Genomic DNA, 20,578 nt, shown 5'->3' with positions numbered 1-20,578 from the left:
AATGAAACCTTCCTTGCTGTAGTACTTTATTGGATATACATCACGTATTGTCATTAGTTCACCTTCTTTTAATCACTTAATCTCCTTTTGAGAGATATGCAAACATACCCAAAAAGAAATCTATCACCAATATCCAAACATTGTTGTACACTTACTTACCTATGAAGTAAAGTTGCTTGAAGGAACACCAGTCGCCAAAGAACACGCAAAACCCGAATAAAGATAAATTACTTACTAACTTTTAAAAGAAACTGATCGATACGCTCTTTTTGCCGTAAGTGGTGCTGGAAATGCATTTCGATTAGCTGAAAATATTCCTTTACATTTAAATATCCCATTGCCCGGTGCTGAACTTTCTGGCTGGCCGGAATGTCATAGAGCTTTCTTTCTATCTCCCGCATTTTCTCAATGATTTGAAGCAGTCCTTCCTTTACTTCTTCTTTTCCTGTAGGATTTGGCGGTGTGAAATCTGGTGTATCCGGACCTTTTACTCTGATTGGAGGAAACGTTCCTTCTTTGAATATCGAATCGCCTATTTCTGTTTTTTTACCGCCATCGGAAGCAGTGCCATAAGCACATTGCTCAATGGCTTTCAAATGGAGATAAAGAGTGCCCTTTATTAAATGATTGTACATTTGTCCTAATGACCATTCATCCTCAGAAGGCTTCCTCGTAAACTCATCTAGGGAATATTTACTTAACTCTTCAATATAGTATGTAGCCACCTGTTCGAATCGCTTCAATATCTCTTTTGTATCCAATAGATCTCCTACTTTCTTTATAATTTTTCTTCTTCCTTAAAGTTGAGTAGTACTTCCCAATGCTAAACTAAATAACCTCTTCTGAATTAACTTCGATTTACTTACGAATAATCCCTTCTCTTTTAAATGGCACGATTGCTGAACAAAATTAAAAAAGCACACATTTCATAAATAATTTATTATTTGTTCCAAAACACATGTCATGATCCTTTGAATAACTCTTTTTTTGTTACTATTCACTTCATAAAACCCTGTATTCTACGTCCAATAACCTATTAAAATATTTCTTTATTGTAGATTTGAAAAAAAGTTTGATCAAACTAATACAAGAAACCTTGATAAATGAATAAATAGAAAGGGCATGTTTTGAAAAAAGATTATCAAAACATGCACTTATATTTCTATTAAATTGGATTTTTCTTTTTAAAAAAACGCTGACCTTTTTTGTCTTCTTTAATAAACAATCGCACCCGTTTTTAAAGTGGCTCTGTTATATTCATTGTTGATTTTATCAAAAAAAAACGATTTTTATCGATCAGTTTGCAACTATTTACGGTCATTTGTAATCAGCCCTTTAAAAATGTTAGCAGTGCTTCATTAAATTCTTTGGCATGTGTTGCATTGAACCCATGTGGACCACCCTTTATTAAAGTTACCTTAGAATCAGGAATTGCTTCATGCGTCAGCTTCCCACTATATTCAAATGGAACAATTGCATCTGAATCACTATGAAGAACAAGGGTAGGTATATTAAACTTGGCTAAATCCTCTCTGAAATCCGTTTTGCTGAAAGCAGAAATACAATCTAGTGTCCCTTTAGGCGATGCACCCGCTGCAATATCTCTATTGTAAAGTCGGAATGGTTCACTGACTAAGTCAGTTCGATCTCCAGCAGCAAAAAATCCTCTCGTAAACTCATCAAGAAATGCCAGGCGATCATTTTTCACTCCATTTTCTAATCCTTGAATTACTGCATCATCAAATGCTCCCTCAGGATGTTCTGCTGACTTGTAAAGAAATGGTGGTACAGCTCCTGCAAATACAGCCTTCTCTACTCTATTTGTTCCGTAAGTTCCGATATAGCGGGCAACTTCTCCACCCCCCATAGAAAATCCGACCAGTGTCACATTTTGGAGATCCAAATGCTCTAGTAATAGATGTAAATCAGTAGCGAATGTATCATAATCGTAACCGTTCCATGGCTGAGAAGAGTTACCGAACCCTCGACGGTCATAAGTTATGACTCTGTATCCAGCCTCAACGAGAGCAGGAACTTGATATTCCCAAGACCGGCCACTTAATGGCCAACCGTGAATTAATACTACCGGCTTCCCTGTACCATGATCCTCATAATATAGTTCAATCGCTGTTTCCTTTTCGGTTCCTACAGTAATTTTCGCCATTTTTCTACCTCCAAAAAATATTCCGATATATCCTATTCTCCAATAATACAGATGAATCCCGCAGCCTATTTATTCACGTTTTATGTTGCGGACTCCAAGCATAATAATCCTATTGTTCCGATGATTCATTTTCTGTTTTTGTAACAATGGAATTGGGTGGAATCATCCATGACTGTCAATGATTCGATTATAAGAATTATTGCGTAAACTACCACAAATAAGGCCAATGGTTTTGGTCATATCCCCTCCTTGTTTGAAATACCTATTCATGATACTATACTTTAGCAGGTGTGGGAATAGATTCCAACCATGGTATAAAAAGGTTAAGTAAAAAATAGGGTAAATAAGTCAATCCAAGAGCAGGACAAACTTTTGTTTATGGACATTTGTTTATCTTAATGTCTTTAAGCATGATTGCGCGTCTATCAAACTGATATTTTTACATACATTATTCATTTATCTTATATTTTTTATTTGGGACTTCTTGACGGTTTACCTCTAAACAAGATCTTAAAAGGAGTGAGCTTGGATGATAACTATTATGCAAGTGATTTTAGCAGTTTTTATTTTAATAGGAGGATTCATAAAACTTTTTCGTATACCGTTTCAGGTTGAACACTGGCGGCACTATCAATATCCATTATGGTTCATGTCAGTAATTGGATTTATTGAACTCATTGGAGCACTAGGAATAATTGGTGGTATCTGGAATCAATACTTGGCTTTAGGATCGGGCGTGTTATTTGTAATTCTCATGCTGGGGGCCATACATGCTCATATGTTTCGCGCTCATCAACCTATTGTGATGTCTATTCCTGCAATAATCTGTTTGGTCTTATCCATGATGGTGATTCTCTGGAACTTGAAGGTGTTTTCCTAAACTTACCGACAATTATTTTACATTTCGAAAAGCCTTGAATTCAATAGAATCTAAGGCTTTTTGTGTATGGGTTCCGTTAATATACGTCTGGATGAAAAGATTTGAACAATAGGAAAGACAACTAACGTAAGACAAAGGGGTGCAAATAAAGATATATTTCCAAAATCATTTTTTTCTCTAAAAAGATAATACGGTCTAAAATCCAAAGTACAAAAAGGAAATTGTTAAGATATGATAACTTGTTTTGCACTTGCTGCGGTAATTTTCTTACCCATTGATCTTTTTGAACTTTACGTCCAAACCCCCAGGTAGCAAGTTGAAATATGGTAGTTAACACCACAACCACTCCTATAACACCTCTTACTCCTTGCTAGTTCCAAAATGAAGTCTCATTCTAATTCCTTGTTGAACTACTTTAGCATTCCTGTAGTTCGTTATTTTTCGGCTTTGTGCTCCTTCGTCATGCACGATTACATCTCGCTTAGGCAAGCTCCGGGATGTGAAAAAGCAAGTTACCCTTTCCAAATGTGGAAGATCATGACTGCAGCGTTATCTCTTCCTTGCATGAGTCTGGTGATGAATAAAGCCCTACACTCCAACAATGTCAATGTGAAGAAGATTAAGAAAATGAAATCCATCATGAAACTATATGGAAAACTCGCCCGTGTCCTAGGAGGAATTCTAAACCTCAGGTCTTACTTTCAATTAAACCCCAGGTCTGTTTTCTTAAGATGGCTTTGTCAGTACACTTAATCTTACAAATAAAATTCACTTAAAAGGAGAAAGAATACTGTGATTCTTCGAAAGAAACCTGAGTTGTGGATGCATTTATTGATGGGCGCTTTTATAGCCATTTGCATTTTTGTGTTTTTGCCATCGCTGCTGACAATATATAAAGTTATATTTACAGTCATTTTAATAGGCATTCTGTCTATTAATCTTGTTTTGATAATCATGAAAAAGGAAAACTATTTAAAACTTACACGCCTCGCATTAGTGTACTTGAGCATTTTTTTGATTATTGTCTGTCTGATTTTTTATACAACAAAGTTTTTGGTTCTGACAGACGGAATCGGTATTGGGAGCGCTTTAGAAGGAACCCCCCTCTTAAGTAAACTACTTTTCCTCCTTATTTGTTTCCTTCAGCCAATTGTATTGCCCTTGCCTGAAGCTTTAACGGTTCCTGCAGGCAGTGCAGTTTTTGGCTCATTCACCGCAACTTATCTAAGTTTTTTCGGAACTATTTCCGGAATAGCCGTCATGTTCCTTATAGCCAGGATTGGTGGACAAAAGCTTGCATTAAGATTAATAAAAGAAAAGCACTTGCAAAGATACCAGAAATATATGCAAAAAAATGAAACGGCCATTCTTTTCCTTCTGTTCGTTATCCCGATTCTCCCAGATGAAATCATTTGCCTGGGATCGGGGATAGGCGGAGTTTCTTTCAGCAGATTTATCCTGATCGCTTCACTATCAAAACTAATGACAGCCTCATCCCTATCATATTCAGTCGAATTGGCAAAAGCCCTATCCCTGACAGGACAGGAATTAATCTCTGCTGTGTCACTTGCTGCTGGTGGATTGTTTATTTTATCTTTGGGAGTAAAATGGGTTTTAAACAAAAGAAAATAAAATAGGGCATGTATTATGAGAAAAACGCTGGGAAGTAGAGCGTTTTTTTGTGTAATAAAAAAACACCAGGCATCAAAATCATTCATAACACTGTTGCTACGTTTATGGAATTAACCTGCTCCTTTAGTAGTTAAAAATCCGCTCAAATCCTCGGGATATACTGAGTGCCATTTGTGAATAATAAGAGTGTTAAACAATGGATAAAGGAGGACTTGCATGCAAAAGGCTCAACAAGCTAAAAAGAATTCGGGTTCAATTATGAAACCAGGATTTTCCGGAACTGATGCACAAAAAGTAAAACAAGAAATTCAAAAAGATGTAAGCGAAGGACAAGGTGCAATGACTTCCCGAGAGGCTGGAGCAATGCGAGATTAAAATTTATGATTAAGCAAAGGGAGATCCTGTCAAAATTTCGATAGGTACCACAATTCTTGCATTACTCGTCGCCTTGGATGGATACGGTACAACAATGTAATCATTCTTATCTTCCCCGGCCTCCCATACCTTTCTTATCAAAGTAAATTATTGAAATTACGAAAGGAGTAAATATCAATTAAAAAAGTTCGAATACAAGAAAAATTTTCATTACGGGTAGCTTTAGTAAAACAAATAAAAAGGCGATTTCTTAAGAAACTGGTATCGCCTTTTTATTTTCGGGACTTCCTTATCGTTGTAAATCCGCATCCTGACGTTGCCCCTTATAGAACTATCCTGCCCCATTTGCTGAATAAGAAAAGGAGCTGCTGATCAACTTTTGATAATGAAGTAAAGGACTGTTAGCTAAAGAACAAATACCTTTCTTGAAGAAAGATTCCAGGGATCAAAAAATCCAGCTAAAGAGTGTATAAATTCCGATTAATGTAAAGAAAATGATTAATATTAATATCGTGATACACCCAATAGTAACTATCTTATCCTCCAATGTCTCTTCAGGTTCTTCCGTCAATTTTTCTTTAACTTTATTTTGTAAAGGAGAAATTGCCTGATCTTGCAGTCTTTTTATAATTTCACTATCTCCTTTAAATTTTAGAACTCTGGCTATTCTAATAGGATCGTTACCCATGGATTTTTCGAACTGAATACACGTATCTAACATTTCAGGTGTCTTATTCTTTTCTAAATACCAATATCGGCCGGCCATCGAAGGATATTTTAATGCAAAATAGATATCGCCTAATTTTTTACGGAGTTCTAATTCATCTGGATAGGTGATAATTAACCCGTGCATTCTATCTCTTGCTTTTCCTAAATCATTATTTTTAATGTCCTCTTCTATTTTCTTTAAAGTTTTAACAGGTATTTTTTCTATAAATACTCCTCTTCCCTCTATCTATTTACAAGTAATTCACTCTTCTGTTTTTATTTTCACAAAAAAAGCTACTTAAGAAAATGACCGACAGTATTGGCTTTTGGAGAGCATCTCCATATTCTATTCCATCCACTTTTTGTAGAGGGCATCAAATTTTCCCTGGAGCTTCATTTCATCCATCCACATTTCCAAGTAGCTTGCATAAATGAAATCACCTCTTGGGATCATATAGCCTTTTTCACTGTTTGTGAAAGGCTTGTCAGTTTGAGCCGCATACAATCTGGGATCAGCTTTTGCATACAGCATTGCTTCTACTGTGTCAGTGATCATTACATCATACGTACCTTCTGCAACAAGATGTGGGATATCAAGATTGTTTTCTACAACCGTTACTTTAGCATTGCTTAGATACTGACGGACAAATTCTTCGTTTGTTCCGCCTGGATTTACGCCAATTCGTACAGAAGGCTTGTTGATATCTTCAATGGTAAGATACTTGTCTTTATCTTCCTTGCGAATCAAAGGCACCTTACCGAATGAAAGGTAACCTTGGGTTACATAAGCGCTTTTTTGTCTGGCTGTGTTGCGAGTCACACCGCCCACAGCGATATCAAATTTGTCCGCTTGCAGGTCTTTCAACATCGTAGGCCATGCGGTAGCGACAAATTCCACCTCCACACCCAGGTCTTTGCCAAGCTCTTTGGCAGCGTCCACGTCAAAGCCTTCATACTCTTTTGTCTCTGGGTTCAAATAGGTAAATGGTTTGTAGTCCCCGGTCATTCCTACCCGAATGTACCCGCGTTCGATTATTTCATCAAGCTGGGAAACCTCGACTTTTTTCAAATGCCCTGGTGCTTTTTCAGATGCCGGTTCAGCCGAGACGTTTTGCGAGGAGATCAGGTCGTGACCGACATAACCAGTTCCTAGCAAGGATAAGCTGATCACTCCAGCCATCAGTGCTTTTTTCCAATTGTTAAACATGTGATTTTACCTCCATTTTTTTCTTTATTTTTAATTGATCTACCAATTATTAAAAATACAACAAAATAAATGAATCACCTTCAAAAACAAACACTTTTTTATATTTAGGTTAGATTAGCGTAGCAGTAGATATGAAAAGGACTACACATATTAGACATATCTAAAATGTGTAGTCCTAATTTATTTTCTGCTTGAACTAAAGCACCCGGTTAGTTCAGTAACTAAAGCGAAGAAGTTTTTGTACCTTGGTGAAAAAACATTTTCCATCTTCCATCTCTAAATTTCCAAATTGAACTTCGCAATGAATGTTGTTTTTTACCTTCGTTAAATATTCGGTAGGTAGTTAACACTATTTCTTCAGACAATGGATGTATTTCAAAATCACTCAATGTCATCTTTACCTCACCTATTCCTTCTTCGCCAATCCCCTCATCTTTGTACAAGACTTTACCAGAACTTCCAAATTCAAAAAAATTGTCTGCAAGTAAATTATTAAGCTCTTTTTTAGATGAACGAATTTCTGGTTTTAACAACTTCTCTTCCAGTTGACGTAAATGTTCTTTTAACGAAGATTCACTTTCCATTTTCCACTCCCCTTTTTCACTGTCATTATATCCCAAATAATCACTTTTCCCTCTTCAAGCTAACCTGCCCCGTTTTTTGCATGAGAAAGGAGCTGCAGATCAGCTCCTGTTAATGAAGTTAAGCACCGGTCAGTTCAACAAAAACCTACCCTTAAATCCACTCTTTTCCATGTTGTCGAATGAATTTGATATCATTTTGATAATGTTCGAGATGCCCTTCAGCAATCATTTTTTGAAAAGAAATATCACCTTCACTGGCTCTTCTTGTAATGGTTTTACATAGCCCTTCTAATCGTAGCAATACCATTTCCAAATAATTTTCTTCTATTCCCTCACCGTAAGATTCAAAAAACAATCTAACTCTTTGTTTTATACGGTTAGCATGCTGTAATGAATTATAATAAACTTTCTCACCTGTTTCAGAAAGATAAAATCTACTTAAGGGGACACAAGTATAAAGAGTATAAGCTATGTCCCAAAGTCTTGGACCAGGTCCAGCAACATCAAAATCAATAATGCCTATTGGTCTTTTATGATTAAAAATAATGTTGTACATTGCAAAATCATTATGGCATAGTACCTCAAATTGTTGGGGGGTGTTATCTATCGATTCCCAGCTACCATCAAATGAAAAATCACTGACAGAATCATGATAAAGACGAAGCATTTTCGCTATTTCTATTAAGACATCTTCAGACCACATGTATTCCTTTAAAGGATAATTACCAGCTTCTCCTTCAATAAATGATAATATCTCTCTTCTTTTTTCATCAATACCTAAAAACTTTGGTGCATAACTGAAACCTTTGTTCTCCAAATGCTTTAATAGCTTATGAATTTTGAGACTATCTGGCTTTAATTCTCGTCGCACAGTATCTCCCGAATGATAAACATTAGAAACATTCCCTCCTGTTAGCCTCTCTTCGTTTTCATGGTTTGACATCTATATATTCCTCCCAACTATGACTTTCTATAATCCGTAAACTGTTCAACTATCCTGCCCCCTTAGTTACATAAGAAAATGGAGCTGTTTCCAGCCCCATAAAGAAGTAAAGCACCTGTTAGTTGAATAATTCTTCATCTTTGTATGCGTGAGACCAATGATACGGCTGGACTTCTTTTAAGGTTTTAAAAAGTAATTGTTTCTGATCATATGAAGTAGTTACTGCAACTTTTACATCCCTTCCCCAGTAAAATAACCTTTCTTGACAGACCCCACAAGGAGTTAACACTTTAAATTCTTGGTTTTCATCATCTCTTACAATGCAAATTGAATGAGTAATCTTTGCATTAAATTTGTCTCCTTGCCAAAATCGCACCTGTTTCTATACATAACTCTGTTGAAGCATTTATGACCTCTGGCGATACACTTGTTAATATTTTTCCATTGTTGGTGTACATTGCTGCTGCACCACCCCAGCCAGTAGGGTGCCTTTTTTCAATAAGTCCTATCGCTGCTTGATATAATTTTTGTTCAATATTCACTCTTTTCCCCCTACTTTTATTCTTAAATACATCCAACTTAACTGTAACATCTTAAATCGTTCTTCAACTAACTGCCCCCGTTAGTTCCTTAAGTAAAGGCTGCCACATCCGCCAGCCTCAATTCTCAACAATTGCACCTTATAGTGAAATTATTGAAAGTTATTAACTTTTTATGATTTTGGCAATCTTGAAAATTCCAAAGCCGCAAAGAATAATGATCCCCATTATAATAATTGGTATTAAAATATTAAATGATATTAAATCATCTCCCTTTAAATTATGTAAGTTATCCTTATATCCATATAATACCACATTGAAAACATCTACTTATTCCACTAACCTGCCCCGATCCATAAGAAAAAGCTGCCTTAAAGACAGCTCCGATCTTCAGCTAACGCACCCGTTAGCCATCCATGAAGCGCAAAAATCAGCGCTTCACCACAGAGAATGAAAATGGTTCAGAACGGTCAATACTGATTCTACGGCTGGGAGAGGAAGGTCGATGAACTATGGTGCGTTAGAGCCCATCCGTTAGTCTGACTCCAACGACCAAGGTGCACCACTGACTGTCGCTCCCTTACGGGAAGCACACATGGTAGATTAATCCTATTCTGTTTTTTGCACCAGCCTCCAATTATATTGAGAGCCGTAGAAAGGATGTTTTCAATGGAAGTAGTCATTGAAAGAGCATGTGGTATGGATGTCCATAAGGACAATATTACTGCATGTATTATGACACCAGAAGGAAAGGAGATTCAAACGTTTTCAACTAAAACTGTTTTTCTAATACAGTTAGTGGATTGGATTAAACAGAATAACTGTACTCATGTTGCCATGGAGAGTACCAGTGTATATCGGAAACCTATTGTTAATTTATTAGAAGCTGAAGAGATTGAGTTTTTAGTTGTGAATGCTCAACATATGAAAGCAGTGCCAGGGCGCAAAACAGAGGTTAAAGATGCAGAATGGATTGCCAAACTTCTTCGTCATGGACTCCTAAAAGCTAGTTACATTCCAGATCGAAATCAGCGGGAACTACGTGAACTAGTTCGGTACCGTAGAAGTATCATTGAAGAACGTGCTAGACAACATATTCGCATCCAAAAAGTGTTAGAGGGCGCAAATATTAAGCTAGGTTCCGTGGTTTCAGACGTTATGGGTGTTTCGGCTCGAGACATGCTTAACGCAATTGCCGAAGGTGAAGAAGATCCTGAAAAACTAGCAAACTTTGCTCGACGCACTATGAAAAAGAAGAAAGATGAACTAGAACTCGCCCTTAAAGGTTATATCAATTCACATCAACGCCTTATGTTAAAAACCATTTTAAAGCATATTGATTTTTTAACAGAGCAAATCGAGATGCTCGACCAAGAGGTCGAGGAAAGAGTAAGCTCCTATCAAGAAGATGTGGAAAGATTAGACTCTATTCCTGGTATAGCTACAAGAATGGCTGAGCAAATTTTATCTGAAATTGGGACTGATATTAAGAAACAGTTTCCAAGTGCAGCTCATATGTGTTCTTGGGCAGGACTAGTTCCTGGGCATAACGAAAGTGCGGGAAAAAGAAAATCGGCTAAAACAAAAAAAGGAAACAAGTATTTGAGATCAGCATTAACAGAAGCAGCTCATTCTGTAAGAGGATCTAAAAACTATCTCGGAGCACTGTATAGGCGTACAGCATCACGAAAAGGTAAGAAACGAGCAGGAATAGTAGTCGCTCATGCCATGTTACGTATCTCCTACTATCTCTTAACTCGAAAAGAAATGTATGTAGACTTAGGCGAAGATACTTTGATAAGCAGAGACAACAATCAATTTTTCGGCATTCTCTAAGAAGACTTGAAAGTTTAGGATACACAGTTACTTTACAAGAACCTGAAGCATCTTAATCCAGTCCACTTACCTACAATAAATCAGTAAATTTAGGCGCTCTCCCCTTTTTTAAAAAAACAATGAGCTGCGTCTTCTTAAGTATTGCCTTTTCTCCTAAATTCCAGAAGTCTATTTTCATGGTAGTTTAAGTAGAAACCCTCACACTCTCTTATGTGTATCATAAAAAAGGATGGAACCAATGCGACTCCATCCTAAAAATCTTTATTGTTTGTGTTGCTTTTCGTGTCTAACTTTTTGGGTTCACTTCAAATTGGCGGCCTTTTTATGGAGATAACGCGGCGTTAATTCAATAAGAACAATTCAAGAAAAAAAATTTACTGTTATTATTCCTATAAGGCCTATATCACAAAGGAACTCTCAGTTACCTGTTGGCACTTCTTTCATTTTTTAACTCTCAATTCCAACCTCTAACAAAATATTTTCATAGATGAATTTAGACCTTTTCTTTAGGGCCTATGTGTTGGGGACCTACTCAAGCTCACCACGAAGCAGATCCTGGACCTTAAAGGCAAACAAAACAAGATTCTTCGGGTCAAGGAAGGTAAAACGCAAAAAATCCGCGACATGTATATCGCGAATTGCTTTCAAGAGGTCTATGAGTACGCCAAAAACGTCCAGAGTCCCCATTTATTCCCGTCCAGGAAGGGAGAACGCCCCATCACCTCTACGCAAGACTACCGGCAGCTAAATAAGGCGGCAGAGTTCGCTGGCGTGGAACATGTCGGCAACCATACTTTAAGAAAAACGTTTGGCTACTGGTTTTACAAAGCTACCAAGGATATTGCGATGTTGCAACGGATCCTGCATCATTCCCATCCTTCTGTCACCCTCCGTTATATTGGAATTACCGAAGAAGAAACAAACAATGTATTAAAAACATTTAGTGTCTTTCATAATTCATGACAAATGAATTGTCCCTATTTGAGATTTAAACCAAAAAAGACAACAAATTATTATCTGCTATCTTTTTTAATATTTAATAGTTAATCTTTAAAATCCTTATTCAGCACAAGTAGCAATTATAGAAAGAACTCCAAAGAAACTTAATAAATTTAAAACAAAAAACAAGCTCATTTATGGGCTTGTTTTTTGGTAAATCATTTAACTTACTGGCCCATATTAAATCGCATAAGGGGTTTACAATCCCTTTTTATTAGTCGTCATTAGGAAGAACGACTCCTGTTTTATGAGTCGCTCCAGGATTAGCGACACACTTATTTTATCTATATATATATATTATATTATATATACGTTTCAAAATTGGAATTATGTCTATTATTTCATTCGACCGTTCTTCTTTCATATATCCGTTCCATTGGTTTTATTTTTTTGTTTTTCATCAATATATTTGGACACATATTCTAATAAAAATGTAACCATTATAAAGCATATGGCAATAATAATATTCTCTACTTGGTTTATTGATAGGAATGTCCCAATCCCTAAAACTACAATAAATCTTATTACTATAGCGCTTATTAATTCAATCAATCTATTTGTTCCAACTATATGCCTAACAGCAGCCATAAATAAATTTTCGAGAAAAAAATTAAATAACAAATAACCAATTAGTAATGAGAAAATTTGTTTTTGAGTGATGTCCAAATGAAGGAAACCATCAAGAACATTTACAGAACCAAAAAATAAGAATGATATAATAACTACCAGCAAACTAATGATTAATCCGAATACAAATGAAACAAAAAATGCCGTGACCAAAGGATTCTTTCCTCTTTTTTCTTCTCTTTCACCTTTGTAAACAAAATAAAAAAAGGTTAGAAAAACAAGAATAAATACTGCGATACCAATTTTCAATACCGTCATTTTTTTTAAAACTCCTTAAATAATAAGAGAAGGAAAAATAATTCTCCTTCTCTTATTCTTGATATTCTTGTTCTAATTCTTTTAGGTCTTGTTTTAGTTTTTCAACTACTTCTTTTTTTCTTAAATTGATAGATATTTATAAATATTTATCATAATTATAAGAAAAACGCAATAAATTTAGCGATATAAATAGCATCACTTGGTGGAATACCCGCTTTTGTTAACGCTAATGCTACGCTATTTTCTGCAAAGTTATTGATTTTTTCAAGTACATTTGCAGCTTTATTTCCCCATTTACCGATTGACACGCCTGCTTTACTAGCCCAGCTATACGGTATTTTTGAGATCAATTGCCCCAATGCCGTTCCACCATATCTTAATGCCTGTATAACTATTACTTTTGTTACTCCAAGCCATTGAGTTGTAACCTCTCCTGATGCAGATGGCGAACCGGCTACAGGATTAACTATTAAATTTGCATTAGTTTTTGAAGTAGATACACTATTTTGGAGTGCTGTGTTTAATTGATTCTGAGAAACAGATACAGGTATACTTTCTACACTATTTCTTCGTTGATTCTCTGCTGCACTGGCAAAGGATGGAGCAACACTGGTAAACCCTAGAACTAATGTTGTTGCAAAAAGAACCGACTTCACACTTTTTTTCATATTTTTTCTCTCCCGATTTTTAAAATTTCGTCAATACAAGAATTGAGCTACGAAATGTAAGAGGATTTAATTAGGGTATCGAAAATATGTAATTTTCAACACAATGATTGGCTCATTTTCTATATTCAACTTTTATTCTTTATTATAATTATCCCTTTAAGCCTTACCTAGCGTACATGAGCATGGTTTCCAAAATGTTGGTTGGATTCCTTTGTTGTAATTCTTCGTAATCCCTTCAACGTATTTTTGCGTCCACCTTTATTATTACAATTCCTCCCTGTTTTGTAATAATAAAGAAAAACAACATCTCAATTTTACCGAATTTCAAAAAAAATACAATAAGTAATTCTATTCATAAAAAAAGGAGATTGAAAATGGAGTTTATTGGAGTTAACTTCAAAAATATTCTGCTCAAAGACTTCACCATACATGCCCATCAACTAACTTAATAAATCGATTAAAGTCGCGATGTTTGCAAAAAAGTTGCGATACTTTGCCTCGTTCAATTAAAGAATTCTAAGTGAGTTATGATCAATCTTTTTTATAAAAACTTATATCCAACCCGAAATACAAAACGCTCATTTTGATCAATCTTTTTTCAAATTGAGCGTTTCTTTTTTGTTATTCAATCAATGTTTGTAGTTACTTTTTAATTCAACTTTATCCCAAACCAACAGCTAATCACGTTACTATCTTTCGAATTCCCGGTGTTGTGGCTTTCTTCTTTTTGGTTTCTGTCGCTGAAAATTTTGACGTTGTTCTTCCAGCTGCATGTTCCTTCCTGCCTGTTCAATGCCTTCCATAATTGCGCCAAATAAGGCGAGACCCTTTGCCTGTGCTAGAATCTGATCTTTAAATGCAGGAACTCTAGCTTCCATTTTCCCTAAAGTATGGAATTGTTTTTCAAGGTCCATTCTTCCAGAAACACCTTCTTTTTTCATCATATCTTGGTAGTTTTCACGTGTAGAAATAGCCTGGTCATACTCTTGTTTAGCCGATTTTGAAACAAGCAATTTTCCTTTCAAGAAAGGATTGTTCTAGATTTTTTCAACAATGGCATGATGTTTTTCATAATTTTTCAGATAGCCTTCCGCACGCTGCAGGCGTGACCGGTGCTGATTCACACGATCCAATTCACCCTGGAGCCTATGAATTTCTTCTTCATGGTTTGACATCTAAATACCCCTCCCTAATTTTATCTTCACTCATTTGAACACCCCATTAAACAATCATTCCTTTTGATATTTTACCACAAATATCCATTATCCTTATTGAACTATCCTGCCCCGATAGTTCCATAAGAAAAAGCTGCCTTAAAGACAGCTCCGATCTTCAGCTAACGCACCCGTTAGTTGAATAAGAAATGATATAATATTCTAAAATTTAAAATTAGGAGTTGTAATATTTATGGATTTTTATATCGTTGATGTATTCGCAGAAGAAAAATATCAAGGTAACCAATTAGCTGTACTTATTCCCTCGAGAACAATATCAACTGAAGAAATGCAAAAGATTGCAAGAGAGATAAACTTTAATGAAACAACATTTATTTTATCTGGCAAACAAGACAATGGAGGATACGATGTTCGAATATTTACTCCTGATGTTGAGGTTCCTTTTGCTGGTCATCCAACATTAGGAACAGCATTTATCATTCAGAAAGTTTTAGAAAACAATGAAAGTAAACAAATAACTCTAAACCTTAAAGTAGGACAAATACCTGTAAATATTGAAGGTGAACAATTAATAATGAAGCAAAACCCACCCCAATTAGGAACGATTATTCCTGATCAAGATATTTTCACCGAAATATTACATATACCAAATGAAGATATTGATTCCCGTTTTCCAATTCAAATTGTATCAACTGGATTACCAGCAGTAATTGTTCCTCTTTGTTCATTGGATGCTGTAAATCGTTGCAAGATCAATCATAATAATTATCAAAATTTCATTGATAACGTTATAAAAGCAAATATCCTTGTCTTTTCTCCTGAAACCAAACTAAAAGAAAATGATTTAAATGTAAGAGTATTTTTAGATGACACAGGATTCCCTGAAGATCCTGCGACTGGAAGTGCAAACGGAAATCTTGCTGGATACCTTATCGCACATAACTTTTTTGAAAGTAAAAATATAGCGTACAGAGTTGAACAAGGATTCCAAATGGGAAGACCATCTATTTTAAATATACAAGCTGAAAAATCCCAAAATTCCATTCAAATACTTGTAGGTGGTAAAGTATTTTTAATCGCAAAAGGAGAATGGTATTAACAAGAAAGTCCAAATTTGGGCTTTTTTTAGATTAATATTTTATAATTTTAATAAACTTGCGATTCCCTTCAATAAAAAGCACTCACTACTTGTTAAAGGATTCTGCCCCTTTAGTTCCATTAGAAAAGGGCTGCCGCAGCAACCCCTGCAAAATAATGTTCAATTTGCTTCATAGTTCTGCTCCAAGATCTTTTTTTAGCTTTTGGTCTTCATGCAAATTTGAAACAAAGTTTGATTAAAACACACTATAAATTATATTTAGTTTAGCATTGAACTAAAGAATTAATACAACGAGTATATAAATATTCCCACCAATAACCACCACCATATACACCTTGAAAGAGAACATTAGCAGTAGCGCGTGCAGTATACCCTGCATCATTAACCTGCATAAATTTTAGTGAAACTAGATTTAAAATGACCTAAGATACTTGACTGCCGTCTCAGCATATATCTCGGCAGATTCTACTAAGTTCTCCACTGAAACCCGCTCATCGTACCCATGGATAGTGTGTTCCAGCCCAGGACCGTAAAGGACAGTATCAATGCCATGGCGCCGGAAGTGACTGGCATCACTTGAACCTAGCAAAAGTACGCTGAAGACGGGATCCTCCGTTCCAAGGACACGCTGGATTCCCAGTTCTATGCCCCTCACAATTGGACGATTCTCTAAGGTCCAGTTCGGGTTAGTACAGGGTACCATTGGCTCTACAATCGCACCTGGCGCTACAGCACTAACAAGATTCCTAGCGACATCAAGTACAAACTCAGACTTCATACCGAATGGAACCCGGGTATCCACTTTAATGATACACTTGTCTGCGACGACGTTCACATTTGTTCCGCCCTGGATTACACCTGGATTGTAAGAGGGACGATAAAGTAACTGTGACAGTAAGGGGTTTCCTGGAAACTGAGATAGGAGCCACTCAGTATTGTACAAAAGTTGACAAGGCTCTGCCGGAGGCGTTGCCTTGAGCTCCCATAGCTTGGTTAGTGCTTCGACCGCGGCTGCCCCTCTTTGTATGGCGGAGATTCCATAAAGCGGTTGTAGGCTGCCATGATCTGTCTGACCTGGTATGCTCACCTGCATCCATGCCTTGCCCTTTTCACCGGCATTCGGATGGTGGGGGTCCGTTGGTTCACCAATCAGACAAGCATCACCCTTAATCAATCCTTGATCCAGGAGCGAGGCCACCTCAATGCCGCCAGTCTCTTCATCCGGAGAGGCAATAACTCCTAGGCTACCTTTCAAATTAAGAGTGGGGGCTAACTCCTGAAGTAGTCCAGCCACAAAAATCAGTGATGCCAAGCCTCCTTTCATATCAGAGGCTCCCCTACCCAAAAGCATACCTGCTCTGACTTCTCCTGAGAAAGGATCGAAGGTCCAATGTGAACAATCACCTGCAGGTACGACATCTGTATGTCCACAAAATAGGAGCCGTGGACCAGGTACCCTTGTTAAGGGAGCATCACAGACCACGGTAACCAGCGCATTTTCGCTCCGGCGGTGCTCGGTAATAAGGAACCCTTTTGCTGCTAGGTATCGGCTAATATGGCGTCCCATTTCTGCTGACCGCTTCTTAAACTCGGGCGATGGATTTTCAGATGGAATTCGAATAAATGAAGCAGCAAGTTCGACTAATTCCTGTTGCCTTGACCTTATCAGCTGCCGGATTATACTCATATAAATACATCCCCTCCATGTCCAGCATTAGCCTCAATATTTCTATACTATTCTATGTGCTGTTCCTAGATATATTTCTGAGGTTAAAGTGGGGAAACATTTGATACATGTTATTTAAAGTCTCGTTCAATGCTATAGTTAAACTTAATGAGCCAAAGATATATAGGGGTAGTCAGGAAAATGCGGATTTACAACGTTAAGCACATTTTCCTGACGTTACCCCTTATATAGTAAATATAAGACTATGTAGTTGGTAATGCCTAACCTCCGTTATCTTAACAGCAATTCTTTCAACTATTTAGCTGATTATGCTTGACGGGTCTTAGGGTTTTGGACTTGCTGAAGTGAAGCATTGAAACGGCTGGAAGACACCAATATAAGATTGATTCCGTTCATGATTTTCCGAAGATACCAAACCAAGATTGGATTGTTCAATATCCAGCATTTAAAAATAAGCTGAATCACCGCATCCAAAATTCCCTTACAATAATCGAACAAAGTAAAAATACTTTATTCATCAGATATGAGTGGTCAACGGCGAACTATGAAGATATTATTGAATTACAATCTATTTTATCTCAACTTACAACGGGTAAGTTTAACCTATTGTTTATGCAGCCAATAGATGGTTTAAAAGGAGTTAAAGACATGAACTGGCCACATGATGGGATTGCTTTGTACAAGTTCCTCGTAATGATCCCAGTAATAATGCCATTTGGGATCAGGTTTTAGAAGAGATAACATTAACAAATTAAAAAAGATGACCCTTTTAGGCTGCCTTCTCCTATATGAAGTATTTCATAAAGAGATAAATATATTAAGCAGGGTTTCCTGGCTTTTTTTATTAAATATTTTCGAATTAATATACAAAATGAGTAGTTGCTTTTTTTCTATAAATGATTGGATGTAAATGTGAAGATAGCTGGGTTAACTAACCTGCCCCGTTAACTCCATAAGACTATTGTGAATTTAACCCTAAACTAAGATGATAGAAGTTCTGTAATAGCTCATTTAAAAATTGACACTTGCTTTGATGAACCTTCGCAGCAGTCGGCGGAAAGGAAGCGGATTTCTGAAATCATCTGGAACGTTTTTTTAAATAAAAAACTGCAGGCAAACTCTCTTTTCTTCAAGTTTGTCTACAGTCTGAGTAATATATTTATATAAATGATCATTTTTCATAAACGTTTCCTCGATTTTTTTATGCTTATTAAAACAAAAAGAAGAGGCAAGTATAAAACAAGGAAGCCCGCGCTGTATGGATTGATTATTTTATTTAATACATATAAGGAATCGACATCGAAAAAAAATATACTGACAAGCAGTATGATTATGGACATTACCCATAAGGGATACTTTTGCTGGACATTGAATAAGCGCTTGACACCCCTGCTGGCAGCCCACAAAGGAATGACCATGTTGGGAATGATGACGATGGCCCACCAAGAAACAGTTATGTATTCGAAACGTTGAATAAAGGGGAATTCAATGACACTGGTCAATGAGAGTGTTGGCCATAGGGTAAGGACCAACTGTTTCTGTGAATAAAAGACTGTCGAAACAAAATAAAGTAATAGGCTCAATAACGTAGTTGCCAAGGCTCCTCCATGAGCATATTTTTGTGATGTTTCAGGATTTTTGATGAACGGATAAAACATCAGGATCATTTCAAAACCAAGCATTGATAATGAAGTACTTCTGGTTCCTTTCATTATTTCGCTTAAAGTATGATCGAAAATAGGAAGAAAACTGGTGAAATCAGCGTATTTAAAGCCATATAGAGGTACAATTAAAAGCCAGTATGAAACGATTACAGTTAAAAAGGCTATACCCGTAATGGTTCGGAAACCTCCCGTACATATATAATAAATCAGGATCAGGAAAACCAAAGCAAACACCCAAGAAGGTATCTCTTCAAACATCCAAACATGAATGACATTTATATAGCCGATAATGACCGTCATTCCAAGGACAAAAAAATATAGAATGAATAAGAGACTGAAGAAATTCCCTATCCATTTACCCAATGCAAGATTATTAGCAGAAATGATATCACCAGGAACAAAGCTAAAAATCTTATATATCACCCAAATTAATATATGAACGATCAGTCCGGCTAGGATTATGGAGATCCAACCATCCGTCCCCGTCGCCTTAGCTAAATCTCTTTGAAAATTCAACACGCCTAATCCAGTTTGCATGGAATGCAGTAAAAAAAACACATAAAATGGCGATACCTTATACTTTTCATTCACACCAGCTTGGTTCATACAGGACCCTCATTTACATCACTCGTATTTCCTATGTTAATAATCTGGCTTTTAAAGGATTAATTTATTCAAAAGGATACTAACGTTAAGTACCTAATCACAATCTCGCGACTGCTCTAAAATTATTAGGATTTCAACAACAACTGAAAGGAAGGTTACATTCATAAATAGAATGGGTATAAATTCTACATAATGGGTTAAAAGCTAACTCACTATAATTCACATAAAAATACGGTGCATATGCTGTGCAGCTAAAGCATTTTTCACTTCTTCATTTTCACCAAGTATTGGCGTATCGATGAATCCTGGAGCAACTCCTACAACTCTGATACCATGTTCAGCTAACTCTAATGCCCCGGATTTAGACATCATGACCACAGCTGCTTTAGCTGCGTTATAATTAAAGCTTCCAACTGCTGCCATTGTTCCATAAATGGATGCTGTATTAACGATAGTTCCTTGTACGTTTAATTCAACCATTTTTTTAGCTCCAAAATACATCCCATAATATACACTGTGTTGGTCAACATCAATAACCCGATGATATGATTCTGGATCCATTTCCAAGAAAGGTTTTACCAGACCTATACCAGCATTGTTAAAGATCCCGTTTAAAGTACCGAATCTTTCTACTGTCCAATCAATAAGAGCACTAACTTCATCACCTTTAGATACATCAACTTTATAGGAAGCTGCAACACCAGATGCTGCTTCTATCTCAGCAACCACTTCCTTGGCAGAATTTTCATTATAGTCTGCGATTACTACGGATGCACCTTTTGTTGATAGCTGTAATGCAGTCTCCCTTCCGATTCCGCTGCCCCCACCTGTTACTATAATTACTTTCCCGTTTAATTCGGTCATCATTTAGCCCCTTCCAACTTATGTACCATCTAATAACCTTCCATTTAAAGTTTTATCGGTTTA

The 20,578-nt window shown here is 36.5% G+C and carries 19 protein-coding genes and 5 pseudogenes; 9 read left to right on the top strand and 15 right to left on the bottom strand.

Translation table 11 applies throughout. The annotated features are described in order from the left end of the window. Nucleotides 1-227: 227 nt before the first annotated feature. Both ACIQZD_RS21495 and ACIQZD_RS21490 read right to left on the bottom strand, forming a co-directional pair. Complete coding sequence (locus ACIQZD_RS21495; RefSeq protein WP_402906220.1) at nt 228-761, bottom strand: DinB family protein; 534 nt, start codon at nt 759-761, stop codon at nt 228-230. A gap of 566 nt (nt 762-1,327) precedes the next feature. Next, the gene (locus ACIQZD_RS21490) at nt 1,328-2,164 is read right to left on the bottom strand and encodes an alpha/beta fold hydrolase (RefSeq protein WP_402906218.1); all 837 of its coding nucleotides are present in this window, start codon (nt 2,162-2,164) and stop codon (nt 1,328-1,330) included. Between the two features lie 359 nt (nt 2,165-2,523). On the opposite strand from ACIQZD_RS21490, the pseudogene ACIQZD_RS21485 reads away from it, so the two are divergent. Then, nucleotides 2,524-2,646: pseudogene (locus ACIQZD_RS21485) on the top strand (low temperature requirement protein A); the annotation flags it as partial. A 47-nt stretch (nt 2,647-2,693) separates the two neighbouring features. Further along, a complete protein-coding gene (locus tag ACIQZD_RS21480; protein WP_402906216.1) occupies nt 2,694-3,044 on the top strand; it encodes a DoxX family protein in 351 nt (116 codons plus the stop codon). A 121-nt stretch (nt 3,045-3,165) separates the two neighbouring features. On the opposite strand, the gene ACIQZD_RS21475 is transcribed toward ACIQZD_RS21480, so the two are convergent. Further along, nucleotides 3,166-3,381: a hypothetical protein gene (locus tag ACIQZD_RS21475; RefSeq protein WP_402906214.1), complete on the bottom strand. Its 216-nt coding sequence runs from the start codon at nt 3,379-3,381 to the stop codon at nt 3,166-3,168. Nucleotides 3,382-3,487: 106 nt separating this feature from the next. Between ACIQZD_RS21475 and ACIQZD_RS26230 the strand changes: the two are divergent. The 3 genes and pseudogenes from ACIQZD_RS26230 to ACIQZD_RS21465 form a co-directional block, all read left to right on the top strand. After that, nucleotides 3,488-3,797, top strand: a pseudogene (locus ACIQZD_RS26230) (hypothetical protein); the annotation flags it as partial. A gap of 39 nt (nt 3,798-3,836) precedes the next feature. Beyond that, complete coding sequence (locus ACIQZD_RS21470; protein ID WP_402906212.1) at nt 3,837-4,676, top strand: TVP38/TMEM64 family protein; 840 nt, start codon at nt 3,837-3,839, stop codon at nt 4,674-4,676. Nucleotides 4,677-4,892: 216 nt separating this feature from the next. Next, nucleotides 4,893-5,051: a hypothetical protein gene (locus tag ACIQZD_RS21465; RefSeq protein ID WP_402906210.1), complete on the top strand. Its 159-nt coding sequence runs from the start codon at nt 4,893-4,895 to the stop codon at nt 5,049-5,051. Nucleotides 5,052-5,496: 445 nt separating this feature from the next. On the opposite strand, the gene ACIQZD_RS21460 is transcribed toward ACIQZD_RS21465, so the two are convergent. From ACIQZD_RS21460 to ACIQZD_RS21440, 5 genes and pseudogenes are all read right to left on the bottom strand, one after another. Continuing rightward, a complete protein-coding gene (locus ACIQZD_RS21460) occupies nt 5,497-5,985 on the bottom strand; it encodes a DUF6584 family protein (RefSeq protein WP_402906276.1) in 489 nt (162 codons plus the stop codon). A gap of 120 nt (nt 5,986-6,105) precedes the next feature. Continuing rightward, nucleotides 6,106-6,966 (bottom strand): transporter substrate-binding domain-containing protein, encoded by an 861-nt coding sequence (locus tag ACIQZD_RS21455; protein WP_402906208.1) that lies wholly within the window; start codon nt 6,964-6,966, stop codon nt 6,106-6,108. 221 nt (nt 6,967-7,187) lie between these two features. After that, nucleotides 7,188-7,550, bottom strand: coding sequence for a nuclear transport factor 2 family protein (locus ACIQZD_RS21450; RefSeq protein WP_402906206.1), 363 nt, complete (start codon nt 7,548-7,550; stop codon nt 7,188-7,190). Between the two features lie 151 nt (nt 7,551-7,701). Next, entirely contained in the window at nt 7,702-8,493 is a 792-nt protein-coding gene (locus ACIQZD_RS21445) for a phosphotransferase (protein WP_402906204.1), read from the bottom strand. Between the two features lie 118 nt (nt 8,494-8,611). Continuing rightward, nucleotides 8,612-9,035 (bottom strand): annotated as a pseudogene (locus ACIQZD_RS21440) (cytidine deaminase). Between the two features lie 666 nt (nt 9,036-9,701). On the opposite strand from ACIQZD_RS21440, the pseudogene ACIQZD_RS21435 reads away from it, so the two are divergent. Both ACIQZD_RS21435 and ACIQZD_RS21430 read left to right on the top strand, forming a co-directional pair. Next, nucleotides 9,702-10,924 (top strand): annotated as a pseudogene (locus ACIQZD_RS21435) (IS110 family RNA-guided transposase). A 454-nt stretch (nt 10,925-11,378) separates the two neighbouring features. Then, nucleotides 11,379-11,831, top strand: a pseudogene (locus tag ACIQZD_RS21430) (tyrosine-type recombinase/integrase); the annotation flags it as partial. Between the two features lie 396 nt (nt 11,832-12,227). Here the strand turns inward: ACIQZD_RS21430 and ACIQZD_RS21425 are convergent. From ACIQZD_RS21425 to ACIQZD_RS21410, 4 genes are all read right to left on the bottom strand, one after another. Further along, the gene (locus ACIQZD_RS21425) at nt 12,228-12,752 is read right to left on the bottom strand and encodes a hypothetical protein (RefSeq protein WP_402906203.1); all 525 of its coding nucleotides are present in this window, start codon (nt 12,750-12,752) and stop codon (nt 12,228-12,230) included. A gap of 155 nt (nt 12,753-12,907) precedes the next feature. Beyond that, a complete protein-coding gene (locus ACIQZD_RS21420) occupies nt 12,908-13,420 on the bottom strand; it encodes a hypothetical protein (RefSeq protein WP_402906201.1) in 513 nt (170 codons plus the stop codon). Between the two features lie 689 nt (nt 13,421-14,109). Then, complete coding sequence (locus tag ACIQZD_RS21415) at nt 14,110-14,445, bottom strand: hypothetical protein (RefSeq protein WP_402906199.1); 336 nt, start codon at nt 14,443-14,445, stop codon at nt 14,110-14,112. Nucleotides 14,446-14,457: 12 nt separating this feature from the next. Further along, nucleotides 14,458-14,595 (bottom strand): hypothetical protein, encoded by a 138-nt coding sequence (locus ACIQZD_RS21410; protein ID WP_402906197.1) that lies wholly within the window; start codon nt 14,593-14,595, stop codon nt 14,458-14,460. A gap of 232 nt (nt 14,596-14,827) precedes the next feature. Here ACIQZD_RS21410 and ACIQZD_RS21405 point away from each other — a divergent pair, with 232 nt between their 5' ends. Beyond that, nucleotides 14,828-15,694, top strand: a complete 867-nt coding sequence (locus ACIQZD_RS21405; protein WP_402906195.1) for a PhzF family phenazine biosynthesis protein — start codon at nt 14,828-14,830, stop codon at nt 15,692-15,694. Between the two features lie 412 nt (nt 15,695-16,106). On the opposite strand, the gene ACIQZD_RS21400 is transcribed toward ACIQZD_RS21405, so the two are convergent. Then, entirely contained in the window at nt 16,107-17,261 is a 1,155-nt protein-coding gene (locus ACIQZD_RS21400; protein WP_402906274.1) for a M20 family metallopeptidase, read from the bottom strand. Between the two features lie 471 nt (nt 17,262-17,732). Between ACIQZD_RS21400 and ACIQZD_RS21395 the strand changes: the two genes are divergently transcribed. Beyond that, the gene (locus ACIQZD_RS21395) at nt 17,733-18,113 is read left to right on the top strand and encodes a DUF1796 family putative cysteine peptidase (protein WP_402906272.1); all 381 of its coding nucleotides are present in this window, start codon (nt 17,733-17,735) and stop codon (nt 18,111-18,113) included. Nucleotides 18,114-18,559: 446 nt separating this feature from the next. On the opposite strand, the gene ACIQZD_RS21390 is transcribed toward ACIQZD_RS21395, so the two are convergent. Further along, entirely contained in the window at nt 18,560-19,651 is a 1,092-nt protein-coding gene (locus ACIQZD_RS21390) for a GerAB/ArcD/ProY family transporter (RefSeq protein WP_402906193.1), read from the bottom strand. 219 nt (nt 19,652-19,870) lie between these two features. After that, nucleotides 19,871-20,518, bottom strand: coding sequence for an SDR family NAD(P)-dependent oxidoreductase (locus ACIQZD_RS21385; RefSeq protein ID WP_402906191.1), 648 nt, complete (start codon nt 20,516-20,518; stop codon nt 19,871-19,873). Nucleotides 20,519-20,578 lie beyond the last annotated feature (60 nt).

Origin of the sequence: Peribacillus sp. NPDC096447 (assembly GCF_044762725.1) — a bacterium.
Classification (GTDB): domain Bacteria; phylum Bacillota; class Bacilli; order Bacillales; family DSM-1321; genus Peribacillus.
Note: the sequence above shows the minus strand (reverse complement) of the source record. Positions and strands in the feature narration are given on the sequence as shown.

Coding starts and splice junctions, on each gene's coding strand:
- ACIQZD_RS21405 (WP_402906195.1), top strand. CDS start 14,828: ATGGATTTTTATATCGTTGATGTATTCGCAGAAGAAAAATATCAAGGT.
- ACIQZD_RS21490 (WP_402906218.1), bottom strand. CDS start 2,164: ATGGCGAAAATTACTGTAGGAACCGAAAAGGAAACAGCGATTGAACTA.
- ACIQZD_RS21420 (WP_402906201.1), bottom strand. CDS start 13,420: ATGAAAAAAAGTGTGAAGTCGGTTCTTTTTGCAACAACATTAGTTCTA.
- ACIQZD_RS21480 (WP_402906216.1), top strand. CDS start 2,694: ATGATAACTATTATGCAAGTGATTTTAGCAGTTTTTATTTTAATAGGA.
- ACIQZD_RS21455 (WP_402906208.1), bottom strand. CDS start 6,966: ATGTTTAACAATTGGAAAAAAGCACTGATGGCTGGAGTGATCAGCTTA.
- ACIQZD_RS21450 (WP_402906206.1), bottom strand. CDS start 7,550: ATGGAAAGTGAATCTTCGTTAAAAGAACATTTACGTCAACTGGAAGAG.
- ACIQZD_RS21410 (WP_402906197.1), bottom strand. CDS start 14,595: ATGTCAAACCATGAAGAAGAAATTCATAGGCTCCAGGGTGAATTGGAT.
- ACIQZD_RS21445 (WP_402906204.1), bottom strand. CDS start 8,493: ATGTCAAACCATGAAAACGAAGAGAGGCTAACAGGAGGGAATGTTTCT.
- ACIQZD_RS21425 (WP_402906203.1), bottom strand. CDS start 12,752: ATGACGGTATTGAAAATTGGTATCGCAGTATTTATTCTTGTTTTTCTA.
- ACIQZD_RS21400 (WP_402906274.1), bottom strand. CDS start 17,261: ATGGGACGCCATATTAGCCGATACCTAGCAGCAAAAGGGTTCCTTATT.
- ACIQZD_RS21390 (WP_402906193.1), bottom strand. CDS start 19,651: ATGAACCAAGCTGGTGTGAATGAAAAGTATAAGGTATCGCCATTTTAT.
- ACIQZD_RS21385 (WP_402906191.1), bottom strand. CDS start 20,518: ATGATGACCGAATTAAACGGGAAAGTAATTATAGTAACAGGTGGGGGC.
- ACIQZD_RS21465 (WP_402906210.1), top strand. CDS start 4,893: ATGCAAAAGGCTCAACAAGCTAAAAAGAATTCGGGTTCAATTATGAAA.